Genomic DNA, 23,501 nt, shown 5'->3' with positions numbered 1-23,501 from the left:
CCGCTCAGCCCGCGCGCCCGACGCTGCGGCTGACCTGGGGCTTGCCGTCATGCAGGCGCGCCAGGTTGCCGTCCAGTTCATCCAGGTCGTACAGGTAATTGACCATCAGGCCGCAGGACCGCTTCAGGCCCTTGGCCGAGGTGTCCGCCGCCCAGTTCAGGCGCTCGATGCGCGCGCCATTGCCCAGGTGGAAACGCGCCACGGGATCGAGCGGCAGGCCGTTCTTCATGGCCTGCAGATAATGCGCGGCCAGGCGGAAACCGGCGCGCTTGACCACGTCGGGCGTCTTCTTGCCCTGGGCCGCGCGCGCCAGCCGCTCGACCCAGCGCCGACCGTCGGGCACGCCCGCGCGCTGGCGCGCCTTGGCGCGCGCCTTGTCCTCGCGCACGATGGCCTCGACCGCGTCGGCATCGAGCTTGCCGAGCCAGTCGGCGAAGCCCGGAATCGGCGACAACGTGGCGAACGACTTGAGCTTGGGCAGTTCTTCCAGCAATTGCTCGACCACGCGCTTGAGCAGGAAGTTGCCGAAGCTGATGCCCTTCAGTCCCGGCTGGGTGTTGGAAATGGAATAGAAGATCGCCCAGCGCGCCTTGTCCAGATCCTGGCGCGGCGCGGCGCTGTCCAGCAGCGCCTGCACGTTGTCGGCCATGCTGCCGGCGAAGGCCACCTCGACGAAGATCAGCGGCACGTCCGGCAATTGCGGATGGAAATAGGCGTAGCAGCGGCGATCCGGCGCCACCCGGTGGCGCAGATCGTCCCACGACTGGATCTCGTGCACGGCCTCGTAGATGATCAGTTTTTCCAGCAGCGAGGCGGGCGAGTCCCAGGTCAGCGGCCGCAACTCCAGCAGGCCGACGTCGAACCAGGCCGACAGCAGGCCTTCGAGGTCCTTGTCCAGCGCCTGGATGCCGGCGACCTGCTTGCGCCAGCGCAGCATGTCGGCGCGCAACTCGACCAGCAAGCGCAGGCCCATCGGCTGCGCGTTGAAACGCTTGAACAGGCGCGCGCCCTCGCCGGCGTCCGCGGCGAAGGTGCCGCGCACCTGCGCCAGCGCGGCCAGCATCAGGCGCCGGTCCTTGCCGTCGGCGGCGCCGTACAAGTCGCACCAGCGCCGCGCCAGCTTATTGGCGGCCACGTCGGTCAGGCGCGCCTCGAACAGCCGCCGCACTTCGGATTCGCTGGGCAGGCGGCCGCGTTCCCACAGCCGCCCCAGGCGCGTGATCAGGCTGGCGCCGGCCTCGGCGGCATCCATGTCGACCGGTTCGGCCTCAGGCGTGCGTGCGCCGCGCGCGGGCGCGAGATTGGCGGGTGCGTTCATGGGCGGGGTCCTCGGCTACGGGAAGATCGGAAAGCGGCGGCGGGCCGTCGTCGGCGGCGGCCAGCGCGCGCAGCACCTCTAGCTGGCGCATCAGGTGATGGCGCGCCAGCGCTTCGGCGCGTTCGGGGTCGCGGGCCCGAAGGGCCTCGAAAATGGCCAGGTGCTCGGCACAGGATTCCTGGATGCGGCCGGGCCAGGCCAGGCTGCGGTGGCGCGACAGACTCAGCACCTTGCGCAGGTTACCCACCATGTCGACCAGCCACTGGTTGCCAGCCAGCGCCTGCACCGCTTCGTGGATCAGGTAATTGGTCTGGTAATACGCGTCGATGCGGCCGGCGGTGGCATGGCCGGCCAGGGCCTCGTGCAGCGGCGCCAGCGCCGCCAACTGCGCGTCCGACGCCTTGCACGCGGCCTCGTGGGCGCAGCGGCCTTCCAGCATGGCCATCAACGGAAAGATGTCTTCCAGATCCTGCGCCGACAGTTCATTGACGAAGCAGCCGCGGCGCGGCTCCAGCCGCACCAGGCCCTCGGTGGCCAGCACCTTCAGCGCCTCGCGCAGCGGCGTGCGCGAGATGCCCAGTTCGCCGGCCAGGCGCAGCTCGTCGATCCATTCGCCGTTGCGCAGCGCGCGCGCATGGATCATGCCGCGCAGGCGATCCGCGACTTCCAGGTACAGGGCTTGCCGGACGATGGGTGAGGTCATGGGCAGACGGCCTGACAGCGCCGTAATTCATAATTATGAATAAGCCCATCATAGCCCTGTCCGGTAAATCCGTCCTAGGTTTAGGACTAAGGAATTGCCCTACCCGGCCCCAAAATCAGAAATGCAGGATACCGTCGACCGCGTGACGGGTCAGCGAACGCGCCCAGCGGCGCGCCGGCAAGCCATACTGGGATTCGACCACCTCGGCGCGCGCCAGCAGCTCGGCGGGCGTGACCGCCAGGCGCGGACCGGAAAACGCCAGCACGATCTGGTTGCCGGCGTCGATCTCGGGCAGCAGCACGATACGGTCGTCGAAGGCCTTGGACAGATTGTCGATGTTCTTGCCGAAGCTTTCGTGACGGCCGAACAGGTTCACCGCCACCACCCCGACCTCGCCCAGCACGCGACGGCAATCGCGATAGAACTTGACGCTGTCGCGCACCGGCCCCTGGGCCGAGGCGTCGTACAGGTCGACCATCAGCACCGGGCAACGGCCCGCGTTGAGCGGATCGGCGGCCCATTCGGCGGCGTCGGCGTGCTCCACCCGCAGGCGCTTCTCGCCCGGCAGACGGAAGAACATGTGGCAGGCCGCGGTGACCCGCGGATTCCATTCCACCGCCAGCAGCGGCGCGCGCGTGTGCTTGGCGCAGAAGCGCGCCAGCGAGCCCGCGCCCAGGCCGAACATGCCGATGGCCTCGTCCTTGGGCGGCTCCAGGAACAGCAGCCAGGCCATCATCTGGCTGGTGTATTCCAGCACCAGCTCCGCCGGGTTCTTGATGCGCATGGCGCCCTGGACCCATTCGGTGTTGAAGTGCAGATAACGCACGCCGTCCACTTCAGACAGTGTCGGCTGGTCGAGTTCGGAGGGGAATTTGGATTTGTACATGGGCGCGATTGTAGGCCCGGCGCGCACAGCCGTCGGCGCCATGTCGCCATACGACCGGAATGCCGGCCGGCGCGGGCGAACCGTTGCGGCCCGCCCCGGGATACGGATGCGCGGTCAACGCCGCATCGGCGCGGCGCCGCTCAGATGCGCTCGAAGATCGCCGCGATGCCCTGCCCGCCGCCGATGCACATGGTCACCAGCGCGTAGCGGCCCTGCACGCGCTGCAATTCGTGCAGCGCCTTGACGGTGATGATGGCGCCGGTGGCGCCGATCGGGTGGCCCAGGCCGATACCGCTGCCGTTGGGGTTGACCTTGGCCGGGTCCAGCTTCAGTTCGCGGGTCACGGCGCACGCCTGCGCGGCGAACGCCTCGTTGGCCTCGATCACGTCCAATTGGTCCACGGTCAGGCCGGCGCGCTTGAGCGCGGCCTGCGTGGCGGGCACCGGGCCGATGCCCATGATGGTCGGGTCGACGCCGGCATGCGCGTACGCGACCAGGCGCGCCAGCGGCTTGACGCCGCGCTTGGCCGCGACCGAGGAGTTCATCAGCACCAGGGCGCCGGCGCCATCGTTCAGGCCCGAGGCGTTGCCTGCGGTGACGGTGCCGTTTTCCTTCTGGAACACCGGTTTGAGCGCGGCCAGGCTCTCGGCCGTGACGTCGCGGCGCACGTGCTCATCGGTGTCGAACACCACTTCGCCCTTGCGCGTCTTCTGCACGATCGGCACGATCTGGTCGCGGAAGTGGCCCGCCTCGATGGCGTTGGCGGCGCGCCGATGCGATTCGGCGGCCAGCGCGTCCTGGTCCTGGCGGCTGATGCCGAACTGGGCGGCGACGTTCTCGGCCGTCACGCCCATGTGCATGCGGCCGAAGGGATCGGACAGGGCGCCCGTCATCATGTCCTGCATGATGCTGTCGCCCATGCGCGCGCCCCAGCGCTGCGCCGGCGCGATGTAGGGCGCGCGGCTCATGCTCTCGGCGCCCGCGCCAATGGCGATGTCGGCATCGCCCAGCAGGATGGTCTGCGCCGCCGACACGATGGCCTGCAGGCCCGAGCCGCACAGGCGGTTGACGTTGAACGCGGGCGTCTCCTTGGCGATGCCCGCGTTCATGGCGGCCACGCGCGACAAGTACATGTCGCGCGGTTCGGTATTGATGACGTGGCCCACGGCGACATGGCCGACCTCGTCGCCCTTGACGCCCGCGCGTTCCAGCGCGGCCTTGATGACCGTGGCGCCCAGATCGCAGGGCGGCACGTCCTTGAGCGCGCCGCCAAAGTCGCCGATGGCGGTGCGGACGGCGGATGCGACGATGACTTCGTTCATGATGGGTTTCCTCCTGGTGATCGCGTCATCATACTCGCGCAGTCGCGCGGGCCGCACGCCGATATCCGATCCTTATCGCCGGCAAAAGCACTCAGCCGGCGCGCGACGGTCTTGATGGATACGCCCGCCTCGGCCGCCACGTCATCGACGGTGACGGAGCCCTTTTCCTTGCCGGTCGCCATGCTCCGATCTCAGCGGCCCGCGGCCTTGGCGCTCAGGCCGTTGGCCACGCCCATGTCGGTCTTGGGCACGTCGCGGATCAGCACCCGCACGTCTTCGCCCGAAATGCCGATGCTGGCGCACACGGCCTGGTTCAGCGCCGCGATCAACGCCGATTTCTTGGCCTCGTCACGGCCCTCGATCAGGGCCGCGTCGACGCGCGCCATGGCCTTGCCGATCTCGCCCGCCACGATCACATGTTCGGCCGGGATTTCCTGCAACACGATGCGCACGCTGGACAGCGGCGCGGCAATGCTATCCACCACCGCCTGCGAGGCCGCCTTCAGCAACGCGGTCTTCTGGGCGGCCGAATGGCCCTGCATGATCTGAACATTCAAGATTGGCATGACGGATTCCGATATTCCGAAGAGTGGCGAACCGGCGATCGTTGCCGGCCAGCCATCATATCCGGACTGGCCCCGGGCGCAAGCCTGGCCATTCCCGGGGCCCGGACCAGGGCGGCATGCGCGCCGCCCTGCCCGCCCGGCGGCCATCCTGCCGTCAGGCCGCCTCGCCCCGCTGGGCGGGTTGCGGTTGCCCTTGCAGCTCGGCCTCCTGCGCCGGGCCTTGATCGGCGGCCGGCTCGGACTCGGCCGCAGGCGCGGTCTCGGCCAGCACCGGCGTCACCAGTTCGACCACCTTCTTGCGCGACAGCATGCCGATGAACTCGTCGTTCTCGCCCGTCACGGCCACCGGCTGGTCGCTGTGCACCAGTTGCGCCAGCACCTCGCCCAGGCCGGCCGTGGCCGGCACCGAGGCCAGGTCCTCGACGAAGCGCGACACGTCGCGCCCGCCCTCGCGCACGGCCTGCTCGGCCGCGACCAGCGTCAGCACGCCGGCCAGGCGCTTGCCGTCCAGCACCGGCGCGTACTCGTAGTTCAGCGCGCGCATGCGGTCGACCGCATGCGCCGGACGCGACCGCATGGTCAGCGTCAGCCGCGCCGGGTTCACGGCATGGGTCGCGTTCAGCACCTTGGTGCGGTTCACGTCCTGCAGGAACGACTGCACGTAATCGTTGGCCGGGTTCAGCAGGATGTCTTCCGGCGTGCCTTCCTGCACCAGCTCGCCGTCCTTGAGGATGGCGATGCGGTTGCCCAGGCGCAGCGCCTCGTCCAGGTCATGGGTGATGAAGACGATGGTCTTGTTGAGCTTGGACTGCAGTTGCAGCAACTGATCCTGCATCTCGCGGCGGATCAGCGGGTCGAGCGCCGAGAAGGCCTCGTCCATCAGCAGGATCTCGGCGTCGGTGGCCAGCGCGCGCGCCAGGCCGACGCGCTGCTGCATGCCGCCCGACAACTGGTGCGGATACTGCTGCTCGAAGCCCGACAGGCCGACCTGCTCCAGCCATTCGCGGGCGCGCTGCTCGCGCTCGGCCCGGCCCACGCCCTGCACGGCCAGGCCGTAGGCGGCGTTGTCCAGCACCGTGCGGTGCGGGAACAGCCCGAAGCGCTGGAACACCATGCTCATCTTCTTCTGCCGGAAGGTCTCCAGGTCGCGCTTGTTCAGGCTGACCACGTCGACGCCATCGACCAGGATGTGGCCGGCGCTGGGCTCGATCAGGCGGTTGAAGTGGCGGATCAGCGTCGACTTGCCGGAACCCGACAGGCCCATGATGACGTAGATGCTGCCCTCTTCGATCGACAGGCTGATGTCGCGCAGGCCCAGCGTGTGGCCGCTTTCGGCCAGCAGCGCTTCCTTGCTCATGCCGCCCTGCGCGGCTTGCAGCCACTTCTTCGGATGCGGCCCGAAAATCTTGTAGATGTTCTTGACTTCGATCTTGCTCATCGCTGGCCTCCCATGCGCATGCGCTGTCCATACGATTGCGTGATCCGGTCGAACAGCACGGCCAGCACCACGATGCCCAGGCCCGCCAGCAGGCCGCGGCCCACTTCCAGGCGGTTGATGCCGAGCAGCACTTCATAGCCCAGGCCGCGCGCGCCGATCATGGAAGCGATCACCACCATCGACAGCGCCATCATCGTGGTCTGGTTGATGCCGGCCATGATGTTGGGCAGGGCCAGCGGCAGTTGCACGCCGAACAACTGCTGGCGCGGATTGGCGCCGAACGCGCGCGACGCTTCCAGCACCTCGCGGTCGACCAGGCGGATGCCCAGGTCGGTCAGGCGGATCAGCGGCGGCACGGCGTAGATCACGGTGGCGATGATGGCCGGGATCTTGCCCAGGCCGAACAGCATCACGACCGGAATCAGGTACACAAAGCTGGGCATGGTCTGCATCACGTCCAGCACCGGCAGCATGATCGAGCGCAGCCAGTTGACGCGCGCCATCAGCACGCCCAGCGGAATGCCGATGATCACCGACAGCCCGGCCGCCATGATCATCAGCGCCAGCGTCTGCATGCCGGCGTCCCACAGGCCGAGCACGCCGATGACGCACAACAGCGCGCCCATGGCCAGGCTCAGGACGATGCGGCGACTGACCAGCCAGGCGATGATGACGGTCGCGGCAACCACCGCCCACCAGGGGGAGCTGCGCAGTACCTGCTCCAGCCACACCAGCGCGTGCAGCACGGGCTGGGACAGCGTTTCGAGCGTGTCGGCGTAATTGGTGACCAGGTGATCGACGAAACCGTCGATGGCCCCCCGTACCTGACGGGCGGGAATGATTTCAGGAAACATGTTTTGACTCCATTTAGCGCTTTCGGCATACGCCGCGCCGCGTGGCGGCACGGGGGGAGCAACCGGACGGGGCCGGCCCGCCCGCCGGAGGGCTTTTTCCCCTTGGGGTCATCCCAAGGGGAAAAAGTCCAACCCGGCGGGCCGTCGCGGCTTGCGGCGACGGCCCGCCGCCGGAAAGGCGGCGGGGGTTACAGCGCGCTTTGCACGCGCCCGGCGACGTCGGCGGGGACCCACTTGGTCCAGACGTCCGGCTTGTTCTTCAGGAACCACTTGGCCACGGCGCCGGATTCGTCGCCGGTTTCTTCCATATGGGCCAGGGTTTCGTTCATCACGGGCAGCGGCACCGAGACCTTCGACAGGAACTCGGTCAGCACCGGCGCTTCCTGCGAGAACTTGGTATTCACGGCGGTGAAGACGGGATTGTCGGGATAGGCGCTGGCCTCGGGCTTGGCGCACTTGGGCGACGTCAGGCACTTGTGCTTGTCGGCGTCGTAGGGCGGCATTTCCAGCTTGACCAGATCCATGGCGCCGACCAGCGGCGTGGGCGACCAGTAATAGAACACCACGTTCTGCTTGCGCTTGTAGGCCGACATCAGGGCCGCCTTCTGCGCCGCGCCGGTGCCCGGCGAATACAGCGTGTAGGTATCGTCCAGCTTGAGGGCGTGGAACAGATTGGTGCTGGTGACTTCGCAACCCCAGCCCGCCGGGCAGCCATAGAAACGGCCCTTGCCGGGTTCCTCGGGGTCCTTGAACTTGTCCTTGAACTTCGGCAGGTCGGCCGCGGACTTCAGCTCCGGCAGGCGCTCGGCGGTGTAGCGCGGGATGTACCAGGCCTCGCCGCCCATGTAGAGATCGCCGATCCGCTTGACGCGGCCGGTCTTTTCGGCGCGTTCCCAGGGGTCGGCGACGCTGTTCAGCCAGATCTCGGTATTGATGTCCAGGTCACCGCGCTCGAGCGCGGCCAGCGCCGGCAGGGTTTCGGTGGGCAGGGTTTCGGTCTTGCAACCGTAACCCTTTTCCATGATGAAACGCTCGACATCGACCAGAACCAGGTTGGATTCCCAATTCATCGCGCCGAAATTGATCGGACGCTTGAGTTCGCATTGCGGCGCGTCGGCGGCTTGGGCCGAACCGGCGAAGGCGAACAGAACGGCCACGGCGGCCAGGGTCTTGACGGGGGTGAAACGCATTGGCTTTTGCCTCCATAGGTTCAGGGACACGGCGGCGCTGGTCCGGCCGTGCCATGGAGCTAAGGGGGTTGTGCGGAAGACGGGCAGAACCGCCAATACAAACCGACACTAGCAACAAGAGGATCCGCAGGTGCGGGTCTTGCAAGACAGGAGTCTCAAAAAACGGAGTTTTCGAGAACCCACAGATAGTGAACAAACTGAAAGAAGAAGGCAGCATCTTAACCGAAATTGATGCATGCCCCAACCCCGGCGCCGAAGAAAACAGATACATTCAGACCGGGAAACGTCCGGGCAAACCCTGCTTCCCAAGAGGGGATTCCCCCTTTTCCCCTGGAGAATCCCGGGCCGAAAACACGGATACAATCAGTTAATATTTTGTTGGTATCACTACACTTCCGCCAGCCAACATCGGCGTTTCGAGCGCTTGAAACGGGGTCTCAACGGCCTTCGCCGGCGGCATCGCGGTACATGTAATCACGCCGCCAGGGGTAGGCCTGACCGGGCGGATTGTCCAGCTCGTCGGGCCGCCCGGTGGCCGGGTGGTGGCCCAGCACCTGATGCAACGCGATCCAGCCATGCTCGAAGCCCATGGCGCAGCCGGCCAGGTAGAGCCGGTAGGCGCGCAGCGAACGCGCGCCCTGCTCGCCACCCAGGATCCGCGCGGCCTCCGGCAGGCGCGCTTCCAGCGCGTCGCTCCAGGCCCACAACGTGCGGGCGTAGTGCGGGCGCAGGTTCTCGACATCGACGTCTTCCAGCCCGCCGTTGGTCATCGCCTCCAGAACCACACTGATGTGGGTCAGCTCGCCGCCCGGGAAGATGTACTTCTCGATGAATTCGCCCATGCCGCTGCCGAGTTCGGCGTTGTAGACGCCGGCCGCGGTAATGCCGTGGTTCAGGATCAGCCCGCCCGGCCTGAGCAGCCGCCGCAGCTTGGCGAAATAGCCTTCCAGTTGGGCCCGGCCGACGTGCTCGAACATGCCGACCGAGGCAATCTTGTCGAATGGCGCGGTTTCGTCGAGCTTGCGGTAATCCAGCAGCTCCACGCGCACGCGCCCGCCCAGGCCCTTTTCCTGGATCAGCCGGGTGACGTGCGCGTGCTGGTTGCGCGACAGCGTGATGCCGGTGGCGTCCACGCCGTAGTGCTCGGCCGCCCACAGCAGCAGGCCGCCCCAGCCCGCCCCCACGTCGAGAAAGCGTTCGCCGGGCCGCAGCCGCAGCTTGCGGCAGATATGGTCGAGCTTGGCTTCCTGCGCCTGCGCCAGAGTCATATCGGGCTCGCGGTAGTAGGCGCAGGAATAGACCCGGCGCGGATCCAGCCACAGCGCGTAGAAGTCGTCGGACAGGTCGTAATGGAATTCGATCTGACGGGCATCGCGCTCCACCGAGTGGCGCCACACCGACATCACCTTGCGCACCAGTTCGGTCAGCCAGCCGCCGCGCGCCGCGTCCACCGGGGAGCCCGGCAGCAGCGCCGAGGCCGCCGCCATCACGTCGCGCATCGCGCCTTCGATATCGATGCGGCCCTCGACGTAATCCTGGCCCAGCACGCCGACCGCGCCTTCGGCCAGGTGGGCCAGGGCGGTCTTGTCATGCGTCACGAAGCGCACCCGGGGATCCCGCGCGCCCAACACCGCGCCATCGGGCAGCACCAACTGGACGGCCACCGGCAACGCCTGGAGCTTGCGTTCCACAACAGACAGCAAAGGATTCACGACCTCTCCCCCGGAATACGTACGGATACGACAGACTGTATCGGAAATCCCCTGCAATTTGCGTGTAAGGTGACCCGTGATACAGTCTTCGGCTTGGTGCAAAACGTGCAATAAAGCCCGCACCCTGTCCCTGCGCGACGCCCATCGCGATCCACATGCCCCCTACGCTTTCCTCCCGCGGCCTCCTGCCGGGCTGGCTCATTCTCATGGGCGCCCTGACCGCGATCGGCCCCTTCGCCATCGACATGTACCTGCCGGCGTTCCCGACGATCGCCGCCAACCTCGGCGTGCCGCGCGGCGACGTCGAACGCACCCTGGCCGCCTACCTGATCGGCCTGGCGCTGGCGCAGGTCTTCTACGGCCCGATGGCCGACCGCTATGGCCGCAAGCCGCCGCTGATGGTGGGCCTGGCGCTTTTCATGATCGCGTCGCTAGGCTGCGCCCTGGCCGGCTCGGTCGAGGCGCTGACCGGCTGGCGCGTGGTGCAGGCCATGGGCGGCGCGGCCGGCATCGTGATTCCGCGCGCCGTCATCCGCGACCACTACGAAACCCACGAGGCGGCGCGCGCCATGTCGCTGCTGATGCTGATCATGGGGCTGGCGCCGATCCTCGCGCCGCTGGCGGGCGGGCAATTGCTGGGCATCGCCAGCTGGCGCAGCCTGTTCTGGGTGATGCTGGCCGGCGGCGCCATGCTGATGACCGCGGTCGTCCTGATCATGAAGGAATCGCTCGCGCCCGAACGCGTCGTGCCGCTGCGCCTGGGCACCATCGTGCAGAACTACCGCGCCCTGTTCGCGCACCGTGGCTTCATGGCGCACAGCCTGGCCGGCGGCTTCGGCCAGGCCGGCATGTTCGCCTACATCATCGGTTCACCGCGGGTGTTCATCGAACTGTACGGCGTCGACCCCAAGTATTACGGCCTGCTGTTCGGCACCAACGCGCTCTCGCTTATCGTCTGCTCGCAGATCAGCGCCCGCCTGTTGCGCAGCCACACCCCGCGCCAGTTGCAGCGCCGCGCCCTGACCTCGCTGGCCTGCGCCAGCCTGGCGGCGGTGGCGCTGGCGTTACTGGGCTGGATGACGCTGCCGTTGCTGATGGCCTGCCTGATCTGCTACATGGGCAGCCAGGGCTTCGTGAACCCCAACTCGGCGGCCCTGGCGCTGTCCGACCAGGGCAAGCGGCTGGGCGCGGCCTCGGCGCTACTGGGGACGCTTCAACTGTCGTGCGGCGCCTTGGCGGGTTTCGCCGTCAGCGCCTGGCAGACCGACAGCGCCCTGCCGCTGACGACCACCCTGGCGACCTGCGCCTGCCTGTCGTGGCTGTCGGGCCGGGTGGCCCAATCCCATCCCGCCTGAGCCCGCAGAAGCGGCACGGAAACCACGCTTGAGCCATCTGCCGCGCCTTGGCACTTGATTTACCTGGATTTTTCGTATTAGAATCTACGTCTTCACATGAAGTTTCCCGTGCTGGACTACTATGCTTTGTAGTTCAACACTCTGACCCCCAAGCGCATTTTTGCGGATGGCAGGCAGCGGGTATAAGCACTGGGCGAAATCCCGGAGTTTGAAATCAAAACTCAGGATCTTCCCCCTCATCCACTAAGACTGGGTGGCCGGCAAGATGGCGAAAACCTCGGGCAAGACCCGGCGGCAAGCCTCTCACAGCCCGGCGGCTGACACCCCGTCTACCCCCCGGTGATGCGCAAGAATAAATGAGGTGCATCCATGGCACGCGTATGCCAAGTGACCGGCAAAGGCCCGATGGTGGGCAACAACGTTTCGCACGCGAACAACAAAACCAAGCGTCGCTTCCTGCCCAACCTGCAATCGCGCCGGTTCTGGGTTGAAAGCGAAAACCGCTGGGTGCGCCTGCGCGTCTCGGCCAAGGCCATCCGCACGATCGACAAGAACGGCATCGACGCCGTGCTGGCCGAAATGCGTGCCCGCGGCGAACTGGCCTAATCGGCCCCCCGCCAATCTGACATACTAGGAGCACGACATGGCCAAAGGTATCCGCGAAAAGATCAAGCTCGAGTCGACCGCCGGCACGGGTCATTTCTACACGACCACCAAGAACAAGCGCAACATGCCCGAGAAGATGCTGATCAAGAAGTTTGATCCGGTCGCTCGCAAGCACGTTGACTACAAGGAAACCAAGCTGAAGTAATTCGGCCGGTATCCGGAAAGCCGAAAAAGGCCCTGCATCGCAGGGCCTTTTTCTTTGGCGCGACGCCAGGCTCGGGCCGGCCACCGCGCCTTTTTCCCTGGCGCACAGGCGCCGCGCGTGTTTCAATTGGGCCGAAATTGCAATCGTGCCCTACAAGGCCCAGCCTTGGCCGGCCTCTCCTGCCAGCGATACCCGCCATGCTCCGTCCCTGCCTGACCCTGCTGCGCCGCGCGCTCGCCCCCGCGCTTCTGGCCCTGGCGCTGACGCCGGCCGCGTCCGCCAAGGACACCAAAGAGCCAGAACCGCCGATCCGCATCGGCGAGATCAACAGCTACAAGGCGATTCCGGCCTTCCTGGGCCCGTACAAGAAGGGCTGGCAGTTGGCGCTGGAAGAGGTCAACGCCTCGGGCGGCGTGCTGGGCCGAAAACTGGAAGTGTTCTCGCGCGACGACAACGGCAACCCGGGCGACTCGGTGCGCGCCGCCCAGGAACTGCTGGCGCGCGAAAAGGTGGATCTGCTGTTCGGCGGCTTTCTGTCCAACACCGGCCTGGCGCTGACCGACTTCGCCAAGCAGCAGCAGGTGTTCTTTCTGGCCGCCGAGCCGCTGACCGACAAGATCACCTGGCAGGAAGGCAACCGCTACACATACCGCCTGCGGCCATCCACCTGGATGCACGTGGCCGCCCTGGCGCCCAAGGCGCTGGCGCTGCGCAAGAAGCGTTGGGCCATCGTCTATCCCAATTACGAGTACGGGCAGTCCGCCGTGGCCACCTTCAAGGCCATGATGAAGGCGTTCCAGTCCGATGTGGAGTTCGTCGCCGAGCAGGCCGTGCCGCTGGGCAAGGTCGATGCCGGCGCGGTGGTGCAGGCGCTGGCCGACGCCAAGCCAGACGCCATCTTCAACGTGCTGTTCGCCGCCGACCTGACGCGCTTCGTGCGCGAGGGCAATACCCGCGGTCTGTTCGAGAACCGCGCCGTGGTCTCGGTGCTGTCCGGCGAGCCGGAATACCTGGAACCGCTGGGCGCCGACACGCCCACGGGCTGGATCGTCACCGGCTACCCCTGGTACGCCATCGATACGCCGGCCAACAAGACCTTCGTCGAGGCCTATCGCAAGCGCTACAACGAGACGCCCAAGGTCGGGTCGGTGGTGGGCTACGCTTCGCTGATGTCGATCGCCCAGGGCCTGAAGGCCGCCGGCGAAGTCGACACCGAGAAGCTGGTCGACGCCTTCGCCGGACTGAAGGTAGATACGCCCTACGGCCCGATCCAGTACCGCAAGATCGACCATCAATCGACCATGGGCGTGTACATCGGCGTTACCGCGGTCGAAGATGGCAAAGGCATCATGAAGGACTTCGCCTACATCGACGGCGCGCGCCTGCAGCCGCCGGACGAACAAGTCCGCAAGATGCGCCCGCGCTGATGAGCCTGTCCGGGCTGCTGGCGCAACTACTCAACGGCCTGGCCGACGCCAGCGCGCTGTTTCTGGTGGCGGCCGGCCTGTCGCTGATCTTCGGGGTCACGCGGGTGGTGAACTTCGCCCACGGCTCCTTTTACATGCTGGGCATCTACCTGGCCTGGACCTTCACTCGCCATTTCGGCGACGGCGCCGGGTACTGGGCCGGCCTGCTGCTGGCGGCGCTGGCCACCGGCCTGATCGGCGCGGCCGCCGAACTGCTGGTGCTCAGGCGCCTGTATCGCGCGCCGGAACTATTCCAACTGCTGGCGACGTTCGCGCTGGTGCTGATCATCGGCGACGCCGCGCTGGCCATCTGGGGCCCGGAAGACCTGTTCGCGGCGCGCGCGCCGGGCCTGGCAGGCGCGGTCGGGATTCTGGGCCGGCGCTTTCCGCAATACGACCTGCTGCTGATCGCCGCCGGCCCGCTGGTACTGGGATTGCTGTGGCTGCTGCTGATGCGCACGCGCTGGGGCCGCCTGCTGCGCGCCGCCGCCGAAAACCGCGACATGCTGGCCGCGCTCGGCGTCAACCAGGCCTGGCTGTTCACCTCCGCCTTCACCCTGGGCGCCTTCCTGGCAGGGCTGGGTGGCGCGCTGGCCGCGCCCCGGGTGCCGGCCACGCTCGGGCTGGACCTGGAGATCATCGCCAGCGCCTTCGTGGTGGTGGTGGTCGGCGGCCTGGGCTCGATCCCCGGCGCCTTCCTGGCGGCGCTGCTGATCTGCTGCGTCAAGGCGGTGTTCGTGTTCATCGGCCAGGTGCAGCTCGGGCCCTGGATATTCAACCTGTCCAAGCTCACCCTGCTGGCCGAGTTCGCCGTCATGGCGGTGGTACTGGTGGCGCGCCCCTGGGGCCTGCTGGGACAGCCGCCGGCGCCGTCCTCGCAGACGCCGGCCGCCGAGCCGCCCATCGCTCCGGCCGGCCCGCGCCTGCGGTGGGCCTACGGCGCACTGCTGGCCCTGCTGGCGCTGGCGCCCCTGGCAGCCGCGCACGCCCCCTACCTGGGCATCCTGCTGACCGAGATCCTGATCGCCGCCCTGTTCGCCGCCAGCCTGCATTTCCTGACCGGACTGGCGGGCATGACCACTTTCGGCCACGCGGCGTGGTTCGGCCTGGGCGCCTACGGCGCCGCGCTGCTGCTGAAACTGGCAGCGCTGCCGATGGCGGCCGCGCTGCTGCTGGGGCCGTTGGCGGCCGCGCTCGGCGCACTGGTGTTCGGCTGGTTCTGCGTGCGCCTGTCCGGCGTCTACCTGGCGATGCTGACGCTGGCGGTGGCGCAGATCCTGTGGGCGCTGGCCTATCAGTGGGACGACGTGACCGGCGGCAGCAACGGCCTGATCGGCCTGTGGCCGTCGGGCTGGCTGGCGCACGGCTCCGGATTCTATTACCTGACGCTGGCGCTATGCGCGGCCGGCATCGCCTGGCTGCGGCGCCTGGCGTTCTCGCCGCTGGGCTATGCGCTGCGCGGCGCGCGCGATTCGGCCCTGCGCGCCGAGGCGCTGGGCATGGACACGCGCCGCATCCAGTGGGCAGGCTTTGTCGCGGCATCGCTGACGGCAGGCCTGGCCGGATCGCTGTACGCGTTTTCGAAAGGCAGCATCGCGCCCGACGTGCTCGCCGTCAGCCGCTCGGTCGACGGCCTGGTGATGGTGCTGCTGGGCGGCTTGCAGACGCTGGCCGGCCCGCTGGTGGGCGCCGCGGCCTATACCTGGCTGCAGGACGCCGCGGCGCGCAGCACCGAGTACTGGCACGCCGTCCTGGGAGTGGCCATTCTGGCGCTGGTCATGCTGTTTCCCGCCGGCCTGGCGGGCGCGGCGCTACGCCTGAACCGGAGCTGCGCATGACGGCCGCCGCCCCCTTGTTGCAGGTGCGGGGACTGCGCAAAGCCTTCGGCGGCATCGACGCGCTGGCGGATGTCTCCTTCCAGTTGGACGCCGGCCGCATGCTGGCGCTGATCGGCCCGAACGGCGCCGGCAAGTCCACCTGCTTCAACGTGCTGGGAGGACAATTGCGGCCGGACGCCGGGTCGGCGCGACTGGACGGGCGCGAACTCATCGGCCTGTCGGCCCGCGGGATCTGCCGCCTGGGCGTGGGCCGCACTTTCCAGACGGCCGCCACCTTCCGCTCGATGACCGTGCTGGAAAACGTGCAGACCGCGCTGCTGTCGCGCGACCGCCTGCTGTGGCGGCCCTGGCGCCGCGCCGCATCGCACTGCGTCAACGAGGCGCTGGCGCTACTGGAACAGGTGCAGATGGCCGGCCAGGCCGGCGCCCATTGCGGCGCCCTGGCCTACGGCGAGGTCAAGCGGGTGGAGCTGGCGATGGCGCTGGCGCACCGGCCGCGTCTGCTGCTGATGGACGAACCCACCGCCGGCATGGCCACCAACGAACGCCACGCCCTCATGCGCCTGACGCGCGAACTGGCCGATACACAGCGCATGGCGGTGCTGTTCACCGAGCACAGCCTGGACGTCGTTTTCAAGCATGCCGACCATATCGCCGTGCTGGTGCGCGGCAGCCTGCTGGCCGAAGGCCCGCCCGACCGCATCGCGGCCGACGCGCGCGTCAAGGCGGCCTATCTGGGCACCGACGCACCGGTCTGAGCAACGCTCAGCCTCCGGCCTGCGGGCTGTCCGGCTGGCATTCCCAGAACACCTTGGCGCTGCAGCCCGCGCAAATACCACGATCCAGGCGGGCGTAGATGCTGTGCAGCGCCGTGGCCTTGTCGGGAAACACGTGGTCCGCGCCCAGCCGATCCAGAAAGCCGGTGCGCCGCCACATCGCCAGCACTTCAGGGCGCGGCCGATGGAAGTACAGGTCGCCGCCCAGCGCGCGGCGCGCGGCCAGCTCGTCCTCCCAGACCTGGGCGCCGGCCAGGTCGATGAAATTCATGCTCTTGGCCATCACCAGCAGATGGCGCGGCGCGTCCGGCGCCGCGCGCAATTCCTGCAGGCGCTGCGCCACGTGCGCCGCGGCGCCGAAATAGACCGAGCCCTCCATGCGCAGCAGCTTGAGCTGGGGGCATTCCGGCAGCGCCTCGGGCTGCCGCTCCAGCACCACGAAGCGGCGATCCAGTCCGCGCGAATCGAAGCCCATGGTGCGCATCGCCGGCCGCGAGGTTCGGTGCAGGTACACCATCAGCGACAGCACCGTGCCCAGCAGGATCGCGACCTCCATGCGAAGAGTCACGGTGGCCGCCAGGGTGGCGGCGGCAATGGCGCTTTCGCCGCGCTGGGTGCGGATCAGATGCCGCCAGCGCGGCACGTCCAGCAAGGTCCAGGCCACCAGCAGCAACAGGCCAGCGATGGCCGCGTGCGGAATGCGCGCCAGGAGCGGCCCGCTCAGCGCCACCAGCGCCATCAGCAACAGGGCCGAGAACACCGCGGCCAGCGGCGTCTTCGCACCCGCCTCGTAATTGGGAATGGAACGGTTCAGCGAACCGCAGGACAGATAACAGGAAAAGAATCCGCCGACCACGTTGGACAGGCCCTGCCCGACGAATTCGCGGTTGGCGTCGATGCGCTGGCCCGAGCGCGCGGCCACCGCCTTGGCGATCGAAATGGATTGCGCCAGCGCCACGATGGTCAGGGCGAAAGCCAGGCTGAGCAGATCGGGCAAGGCGCGCCAATCGACCCGCGGCACATGGAACGGCGGCCAGGGCTGGGCCAGGTCGCCCAGCACCGGCACCGCGGCCGCGCCCCAGCGCGGCGCCAGGGCATTGAACGCGGCCGCGGCCAGCGCCCCCGCGGCCAGGCCGGCCAGCATGTAGGGCTTGCGCTTGTCCAGGCGCTTGAGCAGCAGCGCCACGGCGATCGTCACCACCGTGACCAGCAGCGCGCCCGCTTGCACCCGATCCAGGCTGGCGGCCAGGCCCAGCAGCAAGGCGCCCGCGCCGTGCGAGGCGGGGGCCGGCAACCCGAGCGCATCCTTCAAGGCATGCACCGCGATCAACAGGGCCGCGCCGCTGGTGAAACCGAACAGCGCTGACGGCGAGATGAAATGCGCCAGCGACCCCAGGCGCAGGATCCCCACCAGCCATTGCATCAACCCGACCAGCACCGTCACCGCCAGGGCCAGTTCGATATACCCCGGACTGCCCGCCACCGCCAGCGGCGTGAGCACCGCGAACAGCGCCAGCGAATTGGCATTGGTGGGGCCGGACATGACATGACGGCTGGAGCCGAACAACGCCGCCACGATACAGGGCACGATGGCCGAATACAGACCGTACTGCGCCGGCAGGCCGGCCAGCGTGGCGAACGCCACGCCCTGGGGCAGCACCAGCAGGGCCCCGAGCAGCCCTGCCGCCAGGTCGGCGCGCAGCGTCGCGGCGCCGACTTCCGGCACCCAATCGCCAAACACCCGCACCAGCCACGCCCCGCGTCCCGCCGCCATCATTGCCTTCCTTGCGTTCTTTTCTGTCCCTGCCGCGCTCAGCGCAGGAACCTGCGTTCCAGTTCGCGCATGTCCGCGTCGCCCTGCAGGCCGATGATATCTCGCACCGTGGGCAGATCCGCATCCACGCCATGGATGCCGCCATCGGCGCGAATGCGGGCGAAGACCTCGCGCATCGCGCCCACCGCCGCGCGGATCGCGTGATTGCCGTAGATCACCAGCCCCACCTTGCCCAGGGCCTGGATATCGGCCTCGCGCAATTGCGGATAGGCGGTCGGCACCAGCACCAGCGGCACCCGGCCGGACCAGGCCGCGATGAACGCCAGCACCTCGTCCGGCGTGGTCTGCTTGGAATGGATCAGGATGGCGTCGGCGCCGGCGGCCTCGTAGGCGGCCGCGCGCGCCAGCGCCTCTGCCTGCCCGAGCCCGGCGATCAGCGCCTCGGTGCGGGCGATGACGCAGAAATCCGGATCGCGGCGGGCGGCGCAGGCGGCCTCGATCTTGCCCTGGAATTCGGCGACGCGCACCAGTTCCTGGCGGCCGCCGGCACGCAGGCTGGTGTCCTTGGGAAAGGTCTTGTCCTCCATCACCACGGCCGACACGCCCGCCGCCTCGTATTGCGGCACGCTGTAGGCGACGTTGATGGCATTGCCGAAACCCGTATCGATATCGGCGATGACCGGCACCGCGACGGCCGCGGCGATGGCCCGCATCATTTCCAGGTGCAGGCCGGCCGACAGGATGTTGGCGTCTGGCACCGCATAGCTGGCCGACAATTCGAAGCCGCTGCCCCAGATCGCATCGAACCCCGCCTCGGCCGCCAGCTTGGCCGACAGCGGATTGTGCGCGGACATGGCGTGCATCAGGGTGGCGTCCTGCAATTTCTGGCGAAAACGTGCGTGGCGGGGCATGGCGCGGCAGTCGGGCGACCCGGCGCGGAAAGCGCCGGCTGGCCCCCATTTAACACGAAAAGCGGCCGTGGCCGCCGCGCGCGGGGGCCGTGTGCCGGTCAGCCCGCCCCGCCGCCGCGCCGCGCCTTCATCGCCCGGCCGATCGCGGCCAGCGCGTCATCGGACACCAGACGCGCGGCCAACGGCAGCAGTTCCTCTTCCTCGCGCCGGATATGCGCGGCGTAGGCCGCCGCGAACGTCTCCACCCGCGCCGCTGGCAAATCGGCGCGCCGGCCCGCGGCAACCGTTTCCAGGGTCTGCCGCAACGGCGCCCACAACGCCGCCAGACGCACATGATCGGCCACCAGGCCGTCCACCAACGCATGCAGGCAGACCGCGTCAGAGCCCGCCATGGATTCGATCAGGGCGGGAAACAGGTCTTCTTCCTCGTCCTCATGGTGGTGCAGCGCGGCGCTCTGGAAATAGCGCACCACGGCCGCGGCCGCGACCTGGGCCGCGGCATCGCTGCCGTGCACCGGCAAGTGCGCGGCCAGCCGCCGCAAGGTTTCGCACTGGCGCGCGATACGGCCATGACAGGCCGACAGCAGCCCCAACGGATCATCGGGAGTCGGCGCCGCCGCCGGCCCGCCGGGAAAACTCACTGCCATGGCAACCCTCCGTCAGCCCGCGTGGCCGCGCCACCACAGGCGAATCGAATCCCAGGCGCGGCCGGCCAGGCCGGCCTCGGCCACCGGCTCTAGCGCCACCACCGGAAACTGCATGGCGGGCTTGCCGTCGACCATCACGCGCAACGAACCGACCGTGGCCTGGGCCGCGATCGGCGCCACCAGCGGATCCTGCGGCGCCCAGACCGGTTCGACCTTGGCGCCGGCCGGCACGGTGACGTAGGCGTCGCGCGCGAAGCCTGCCTTGAGCGTGTCCGCCTGGCCCTTCCAGACCTCGGGCGTGGCCACCGCCTCACCCTTTGCATAGAGCTTGATGGTATTGAACCCCTGGAAGCCCCATTCCAGCAACGCGCGGCTTTCCTGTGTGCGCAACTTGTCCGACGCAGTGCCGACGACCACGGTGATCAGGCGCCGCTGCTCTTTGCCATTGGGCCGGTGCGCGGTCGCCACGATGCAGTAACCGGCCGCGTCGGTATGGCCGGTCTTCAGCCCATCGACGCTGGGATCGAGCCACAGCAGCCGGTTGCGGTTCGGTTGCGTGATGTTGTTGTAAGTGTAGGTCTTGGCCGAATCGTAGGTCTTGTACAGCTCGGGGTAATCGCGGATGAAGCGCGTGGCCAGAATCGACAGGTCGCTGACGGTGGAATAAGTGTCGGGGTCCGGCAGGCCATGCGGGCTGGCGAAATGCGTGCCGTGCAGGCCCAGTTGCGCGGCGGTGTCATTCATGCGCGCCACGAACGCCTCGACACTGCCCGACACCGCTTCGGCCAGCGCGATCGCGGCGTCGTTGCCGGACTGGATCATCAAGCCGCGCAGCAACTGATCCACCGAGACTTTGGATCCCGGCTCCAGGAACATCTTGGAGCTGCCGGGCGGCACTTTCCAGGCACGCGTCGAGATGGTGACCTTCTGGTCCGGCGACACCTCCTTGTTGTGGATGGCGCCGAACACCACGTACGCCGTCATGATCTTGGTCAGGGAGGCCGGCTCGATCCGGGCGGTGGCGGCGTGCGAGGCAATCACCTGGCCGCTGGTCTCGTCCAGCAGCAGCCAGGCCCTGGCCGACAGGTCGGGCTGGGGCATCGATTGGGCCAGGGCGCCTGACATACATGCGGTCGCAACGAGCAGGCTCGCCGCCAACTTCTTCATCAACATAAAGGGGCTTCACTTCCATGCAGGGTAAGGATGGCGCGCCGGCAACGCGGACAGGCAGCCACCAGGCCGCTCGCGCGCAGCGCCGACACGCGGCGCGAAGCATTGGAACATGCCGGTCGCGGATGGTTCAAAACCCCATTGCACAAGCACTTTGCGCGCAGCGCGCGGCGTTGAAAAAATCGCAGCGAATGTCACCGCATTTTGCAAAACCCCTTGTAGCAGGGGTTTTTCTGCCTGGAAAACAACAAAGATTGCGCGAAAGGCCTTGCGAAAGCGGCTACAACCGCCACTCTTCCGCTATCATCGGGCGCGTAGCGTTAAACGCCGATACCCGGCACGCGCTGCCCCATGTCCTCAACATACGGATTTTGACCATGGCCACGAAAGCTAAAGCTCCTGCCAAGAAAGTCACCAAGCCCGCCGCCAAGGCGCCCGCAAAGAAGGCTACCGCCGCCAAGCCCGCTGTGAAGCCGGCCGCCAAGAAGGTCGTCGCCGCCAAGAAGGTCGCTGCCGCCCCCAAGGCCATCAAGGCTGCTCTGAACAAGACCCAGCTGATCGCCTACATCGTCGAGCAGTCCGGCGTCGAAGCCAAGGCGGTCAAGGCCGTCCTGGCCAGCCTGGAAACCTCGGTGCTGAGCTCCGTGGACAAGAAGGGCGCCGGCGAATTCACGCTGCCCGGCCTGTTCAAGGTCGCCGTGCAGAAGGTTCCCGCCAAGGCCAAGCGCTTCGGCAAGGATCCGTTCACCGGTGAAGAGCGCTGGTTCCCCGCCAAGCCGGCTTCGGTCAAGGTGAAGGTTCGCCCGCTCAAGAAGCTGAAGGACGCCGCGCAGTAATTCCGCACGGTTATCCGGTCAAGCCGGAAAGGGCCTGCCCCGCATGGGGCGGGCCCTTTCTTTTTGCGCGCCCGATCCCGCCGGCGAAGACGCGGCTTGCACGGACAACGGCCAGGCTGCTAGAATTTATCTTCACGTAAAGATACTTTATATAAAAACATCATGAACGATCTGGTCGATCTGGTGCTGTCGCAATGGGAACGCGAATGCCCCCACCTGGACATCTCGCCAATGGGCGTCCTGAGCCGCGTGTTCCGCTTTCATGCCTTTGCCGCGCGCGACGTGGGCCAGGCCTTCAAGCGCCACAATCTGCATCAAGGCGAATTCGATGTGCTCGCGACCCTGTACCGCAGTGGCGCGCCGCACGCCATGAATCCGCAGAAGCTGGTCGCGGCGCTGCTGCTGACCTCGGGCGCCATGACCAACCGGCTCGACCGGCTGGAACAGGCCGGCCTGCTGGCGCGCACGCCCAATCCCGAAGACCGCCGCGGCGTCATCGTCGCCTTGACCCCGGAGGGGCTGCGCGTCATCAAACTGGTGCTCAAGGACTATCTGCGCGAACTTGAAACCCTGCTGCAACCGCTGAGCGCCGCCGAACGCCGCCAGATGGCCGGCCTGCTCAAGAAGCTGCTGATCCCGCACGACCGGGAAACGCCCGGCGGCATCGCCGCCTGAGTCTCCCCTCCCGCAACGCCTCATCGCCCCGCCTCACATGAACGCCGCCCCCGCTCAACCCGCCCCGCTCACCGCGCCCGTCGTCCTGCTGATGTCCGTCGCCACTGGCCTGGCGGTCGCCAGCAACTATTACGCGCAGCCTCTGCTGCACACCATCAGCCAGCAATTCTCGCTGTCCAACGCCACCGCCGGCAGCATCGTCATGATCGCGCAGCTCAGCTACGCGCTCGGCCTGATCCTGCTGGTGCCGCTGGGCGACCTGTTCGAACGCCGCGGCCTGATCGTGCTGATGACGCTGTTGTCCTGCGGCGGCCTGCTGCTGTCGGCCTTCGCCCCCAATATCCAGATGCTGATGCTGGGCACCGCCGTGACCGGCCTGCTGTCGGTGGTGGCGCAGGTGCTGGTGCCGTTCGCCGCCACGCTGGCGGCGCCGCACGAGCGCGGCAAGGCGGTCGGCACCGTCATGAGCGGCCTGTTGCTGGGCATCCTGCTGGCCCGCACCGCAGCCGGCGTGCTGGCGGACCTGGGCAGTTGGCGCACCGTGTACTGGGTCGCGGCGATCCTGATGCTGGCCATGTCCGCAGCGCTCTGGAAAGTGCTGCCGCGCCACCGCAGCCAGGCCGCCATGAGCTATCCGCGCCTGCTCGGCTCGATCTTCCGCCTGTTCGCCGAGGAACCCCTGCTGCGCGGCCGTTCGCTGCTGGGCGGCCTGCTGTTCGCCGCCTTCAGCATGCTGTGGACGCCGTTGACCTTCCTGCTGTCCGGCCCGGACTACGGTTTCACCAACACCACCATCGGGCTGTTCGGACTGGCCGGCGCGGCCGGCGCCTACGCCGCCAACCGGTTCGGCCGCCTGGCCGACCGCGGCCTGGGCAACCAGGCCACCCGCATCGGCCTGCTGCTGCTGCTCGCTTCCTGGGGGCTGATGGCCTTCGGCCAGGCCTCCGTCATCGCGCTGCTGGCCGGCATCCTGATCCAGGATCTGGCGATCCAGGGCGTCCATGTCACCAACACCAGTTCGCTGTACCGCACCCGGCCCGAGGCCCGCAGCCGTCTGACCGCCGGTTACATGACCAGCTACTTCATCGGCGGGGCCACCGGATCGCTGGTATCGTCCTGGCTGTACTCCCATTACGGCTGGCCCGGCGTGGTCACCGCGGGCGCGGTTCTGGGGGCCGTTACCCTGGCCTACGGCGTGCTGGGGGCCAGCGCCCGCATCCCGGAAACCGCCCCGCCCCCTATCCGCGCCTAGC

Annotated in this window: 23 protein-coding genes; 9 read left to right on the top strand and 14 right to left on the bottom strand. The window is 67.8% G+C overall.

All coding sequences use genetic code 11. From position 1 onward, the window contains the following. Positions 1-4: 4 nt before the first annotated feature. From ACN6O8_RS03275 to ACN6O8_RS03230, 10 genes are all read right to left on the bottom strand, one after another. Positions 5-1,318: a malonyl-CoA decarboxylase domain-containing protein gene (locus ACN6O8_RS03275; RefSeq protein WP_427989640.1), complete on the bottom strand. Its 1,314-nt coding sequence runs from the start codon at positions 1,316-1,318 to the stop codon at positions 5-7. Continuing rightward, positions 1,269-2,021: a GntR family transcriptional regulator gene (locus ACN6O8_RS03270; protein ID WP_427989639.1), complete on the bottom strand. Its 753-nt coding sequence runs from the start codon at positions 2,019-2,021 to the stop codon at positions 1,269-1,271. The genes ACN6O8_RS03275 and ACN6O8_RS03270 overlap by 50 nt, the downstream gene beginning before the upstream one ends. A gap of 115 nt (positions 2,022-2,136) precedes the next feature. Then, positions 2,137-2,907, bottom strand: coding sequence for a spermidine synthase (locus ACN6O8_RS03265; protein ID WP_427989637.1), 771 nt, complete (start codon positions 2,905-2,907; stop codon positions 2,137-2,139). A gap of 140 nt (positions 2,908-3,047) precedes the next feature. Beyond that, positions 3,048-4,229 (bottom strand): beta-ketothiolase BktB, encoded by a 1,182-nt coding sequence (gene bktB, locus ACN6O8_RS03260; RefSeq protein WP_427989635.1) that lies wholly within the window; start codon positions 4,227-4,229, stop codon positions 3,048-3,050. Continuing rightward, positions 4,226-4,411 (bottom strand): hypothetical protein, encoded by a 186-nt coding sequence (locus ACN6O8_RS03255; RefSeq protein WP_427989634.1) that lies wholly within the window; start codon positions 4,409-4,411, stop codon positions 4,226-4,228. Before ACN6O8_RS03255 ends, bktB begins: the two co-directional genes overlap by 4 nt. Positions 4,412-4,420: 9 nt before the next feature. Further along, on the bottom strand, positions 4,421-4,795 hold the full coding sequence (locus tag ACN6O8_RS03250; RefSeq protein ID WP_427989633.1) for a tautomerase family protein: 375 nt from the start codon (positions 4,793-4,795) through the stop codon (positions 4,421-4,423). A 154-nt stretch (positions 4,796-4,949) separates the two neighbouring features. Then, a complete protein-coding gene (locus ACN6O8_RS03245; protein ID WP_427989632.1) occupies positions 4,950-6,233 on the bottom strand; it encodes a quaternary amine ABC transporter ATP-binding protein in 1,284 nt (427 codons plus the stop codon). Beyond that, positions 6,230-7,087 (bottom strand): ABC transporter permease, encoded by an 858-nt coding sequence (locus ACN6O8_RS03240; RefSeq protein WP_427989631.1) that lies wholly within the window; start codon positions 7,085-7,087, stop codon positions 6,230-6,232. The genes ACN6O8_RS03245 and ACN6O8_RS03240 overlap by 4 nt, the downstream gene beginning before the upstream one ends. 188 nt (positions 7,088-7,275) lie before the next feature. Next, a complete protein-coding gene (locus ACN6O8_RS03235; protein WP_427989630.1) occupies positions 7,276-8,277 on the bottom strand; it encodes an ABC transporter substrate-binding protein in 1,002 nt (333 codons plus the stop codon). Positions 8,278-8,714: 437 nt separating this feature from the next. Next, positions 8,715-9,989, bottom strand: coding sequence for a class I SAM-dependent methyltransferase (locus ACN6O8_RS03230; RefSeq protein ID WP_427989629.1), 1,275 nt, complete (start codon positions 9,987-9,989; stop codon positions 8,715-8,717). Positions 9,990-10,195: 206 nt separating this feature from the next. Here ACN6O8_RS03230 and ACN6O8_RS03225 point away from each other — a divergent pair, with 206 nt between their 5' ends. From ACN6O8_RS03225 to ACN6O8_RS03200, 6 genes are all read left to right on the top strand, one after another. Next, the gene (locus ACN6O8_RS03225; protein WP_427989628.1) at positions 10,196-11,344 is read left to right on the top strand and encodes a Bcr/CflA family multidrug efflux MFS transporter; all 1,149 of its coding nucleotides are present in this window, start codon (positions 10,196-10,198) and stop codon (positions 11,342-11,344) included. 369 nt (positions 11,345-11,713) lie between these two features. Beyond that, a complete protein-coding gene (gene rpmB / locus ACN6O8_RS03220) occupies positions 11,714-11,950 on the top strand; it encodes a 50S ribosomal protein L28 (protein WP_006385639.1) in 237 nt (78 codons plus the stop codon). A gap of 37 nt (positions 11,951-11,987) precedes the next feature. Further along, a complete protein-coding gene (gene rpmG / locus ACN6O8_RS03215) occupies positions 11,988-12,155 on the top strand; it encodes a 50S ribosomal protein L33 (protein ID WP_003810296.1) in 168 nt (55 codons plus the stop codon). A gap of 197 nt (positions 12,156-12,352) precedes the next feature. Next, entirely contained in the window at positions 12,353-13,582 is a 1,230-nt protein-coding gene (locus tag ACN6O8_RS03210; RefSeq protein WP_427989627.1) for an ABC transporter substrate-binding protein, read from the top strand. Further along, entirely contained in the window at positions 13,582-15,459 is a 1,878-nt protein-coding gene (locus tag ACN6O8_RS03205; protein WP_427989626.1) for an ABC transporter permease, read from the top strand. Before ACN6O8_RS03210 ends, ACN6O8_RS03205 begins: the two co-directional genes overlap by 1 nt. After that, entirely contained in the window at positions 15,456-16,217 is a 762-nt protein-coding gene (locus ACN6O8_RS03200; RefSeq protein ID WP_427989625.1) for an ABC transporter ATP-binding protein, read from the top strand. Before ACN6O8_RS03205 ends, ACN6O8_RS03200 begins: the two co-directional genes overlap by 4 nt. A 7-nt stretch (positions 16,218-16,224) precedes the next feature. On the opposite strand, the gene ACN6O8_RS03195 is transcribed toward ACN6O8_RS03200, so the two are convergent. The 4 genes from ACN6O8_RS03195 to ACN6O8_RS03180 form a co-directional block, all read right to left on the bottom strand. Continuing rightward, positions 16,225-18,012, bottom strand: a complete 1,788-nt coding sequence (locus ACN6O8_RS03195) for a SulP family inorganic anion transporter (protein WP_427989624.1) — start codon at positions 18,010-18,012, stop codon at positions 16,225-16,227. A gap of 35 nt (positions 18,013-18,047) precedes the next feature. Beyond that, positions 18,048-18,920, bottom strand: coding sequence for a phosphonopyruvate hydrolase (locus ACN6O8_RS03190; RefSeq protein ID WP_427989623.1), 873 nt, complete (start codon positions 18,918-18,920; stop codon positions 18,048-18,050). A gap of 98 nt (positions 18,921-19,018) precedes the next feature. Then, positions 19,019-19,567: a hemerythrin domain-containing protein gene (locus tag ACN6O8_RS03185; protein WP_427989622.1), complete on the bottom strand. Its 549-nt coding sequence runs from the start codon at positions 19,565-19,567 to the stop codon at positions 19,019-19,021. A 12-nt stretch (positions 19,568-19,579) separates the two neighbouring features. Next, on the bottom strand, positions 19,580-20,740 hold the full coding sequence (locus tag ACN6O8_RS03180) for a D-alanyl-D-alanine carboxypeptidase family protein (protein ID WP_427989620.1): 1,161 nt from the start codon (positions 20,738-20,740) through the stop codon (positions 19,580-19,582). A gap of 374 nt (positions 20,741-21,114) precedes the next feature. Between ACN6O8_RS03180 and ACN6O8_RS03175 the strand changes: the two genes are divergently transcribed. The 3 genes from ACN6O8_RS03175 (at position 21,115) to ACN6O8_RS03165 (ending at position 23,500) form a co-directional block, all read left to right on the top strand. Beyond that, positions 21,115-21,573: an HU family DNA-binding protein gene (locus ACN6O8_RS03175; protein WP_049072689.1), complete on the top strand. Its 459-nt coding sequence runs from the start codon at positions 21,115-21,117 to the stop codon at positions 21,571-21,573. A gap of 162 nt (positions 21,574-21,735) precedes the next feature. Then, a complete protein-coding gene (locus ACN6O8_RS03170) occupies positions 21,736-22,248 on the top strand; it encodes a MarR family winged helix-turn-helix transcriptional regulator (RefSeq protein ID WP_427989619.1) in 513 nt (170 codons plus the stop codon). 37 nt (positions 22,249-22,285) lie between these two features. Continuing rightward, positions 22,286-23,500 (top strand): MFS transporter, encoded by a 1,215-nt coding sequence (locus tag ACN6O8_RS03165; RefSeq protein WP_427989618.1) that lies wholly within the window; start codon positions 22,286-22,288, stop codon positions 23,498-23,500. Position 23,501 lies beyond the last annotated feature (1 nt).

The sequence above is a fragment of the Achromobacter sp. genome, from assembly GCF_050285565.1.
Taxonomy (GTDB): domain Bacteria; phylum Pseudomonadota; class Gammaproteobacteria; order Burkholderiales; family Burkholderiaceae_B; genus Achromobacter.
Note: the sequence above shows the minus strand (reverse complement) of the source record. Positions and strands in the feature narration are given on the sequence as shown.

Bases quoted from the DNA above. Each gene is read 5' to 3' on its own strand.
- ACN6O8_RS03265 (WP_427989637.1), bottom strand. From the start codon at position 2,907: ATGTACAAATCCAAATTCCCCTCCGAACTCGACCAGCCGACACTGTCT.
- ACN6O8_RS03165 (WP_427989618.1), top strand. From the start codon at position 22,286: ATGAACGCCGCCCCCGCTCAACCCGCCCCGCTCACCGCGCCCGTCGTC.
- rpmB (WP_006385639.1), top strand. From the start codon at position 11,714: ATGGCACGCGTATGCCAAGTGACCGGCAAAGGCCCGATGGTGGGCAAC.
- ACN6O8_RS03200 (WP_427989625.1), top strand. From the start codon at position 15,456: ATGACGGCCGCCGCCCCCTTGTTGCAGGTGCGGGGACTGCGCAAAGCC.
- ACN6O8_RS03175 (WP_049072689.1), top strand. From the start codon at position 21,115: ATGGCCACGAAAGCTAAAGCTCCTGCCAAGAAAGTCACCAAGCCCGCC.
- ACN6O8_RS03270 (WP_427989639.1), bottom strand. From the start codon at position 2,021: ATGACCTCACCCATCGTCCGGCAAGCCCTGTACCTGGAAGTCGCGGAT.
- ACN6O8_RS03170 (WP_427989619.1), top strand. From the start codon at position 21,736: ATGAACGATCTGGTCGATCTGGTGCTGTCGCAATGGGAACGCGAATGC.
- bktB (WP_427989635.1), bottom strand. From the start codon at position 4,229: ATGAACGAAGTCATCGTCGCATCCGCCGTCCGCACCGCCATCGGCGAC.
- ACN6O8_RS03185 (WP_427989622.1), bottom strand. From the start codon at position 19,567: ATGGCAGTGAGTTTTCCCGGCGGGCCGGCGGCGGCGCCGACTCCCGAT.
- ACN6O8_RS03195 (WP_427989624.1), bottom strand. From the start codon at position 18,012: ATGATGGCGGCGGGACGCGGGGCGTGGCTGGTGCGGGTGTTTGGCGAT.
- ACN6O8_RS03210 (WP_427989627.1), top strand. From the start codon at position 12,353: ATGCTCCGTCCCTGCCTGACCCTGCTGCGCCGCGCGCTCGCCCCCGCG.
- ACN6O8_RS03250 (WP_427989633.1), bottom strand. From the start codon at position 4,795: ATGCCAATCTTGAATGTTCAGATCATGCAGGGCCATTCGGCCGCCCAG.
- rpmG (WP_003810296.1), top strand. From the start codon at position 11,988: ATGGCCAAAGGTATCCGCGAAAAGATCAAGCTCGAGTCGACCGCCGGC.
- ACN6O8_RS03255 (WP_427989634.1), bottom strand. From the start codon at position 4,411: ATGGCGACCGGCAAGGAAAAGGGCTCCGTCACCGTCGATGACGTGGCG.
- ACN6O8_RS03245 (WP_427989632.1), bottom strand. From the start codon at position 6,233: ATGAGCAAGATCGAAGTCAAGAACATCTACAAGATTTTCGGGCCGCAT.
- ACN6O8_RS03225 (WP_427989628.1), top strand. From the start codon at position 10,196: ATGGGCGCCCTGACCGCGATCGGCCCCTTCGCCATCGACATGTACCTG.
- ACN6O8_RS03180 (WP_427989620.1), bottom strand. From the start codon at position 20,740: ATGTTGATGAAGAAGTTGGCGGCGAGCCTGCTCGTTGCGACCGCATGT.
- ACN6O8_RS03235 (WP_427989630.1), bottom strand. From the start codon at position 8,277: ATGCGTTTCACCCCCGTCAAGACCCTGGCCGCCGTGGCCGTTCTGTTC.
- ACN6O8_RS03240 (WP_427989631.1), bottom strand. From the start codon at position 7,087: ATGTTTCCTGAAATCATTCCCGCCCGTCAGGTACGGGGGGCCATCGAC.
- ACN6O8_RS03275 (WP_427989640.1), bottom strand. From the start codon at position 1,318: ATGAACGCACCCGCCAATCTCGCGCCCGCGCGCGGCGCACGCACGCCT.
- ACN6O8_RS03205 (WP_427989626.1), top strand. From the start codon at position 13,582: ATGAGCCTGTCCGGGCTGCTGGCGCAACTACTCAACGGCCTGGCCGAC.
- ACN6O8_RS03190 (WP_427989623.1), bottom strand. From the start codon at position 18,920: ATGCCCCGCCACGCACGTTTTCGCCAGAAATTGCAGGACGCCACCCTG.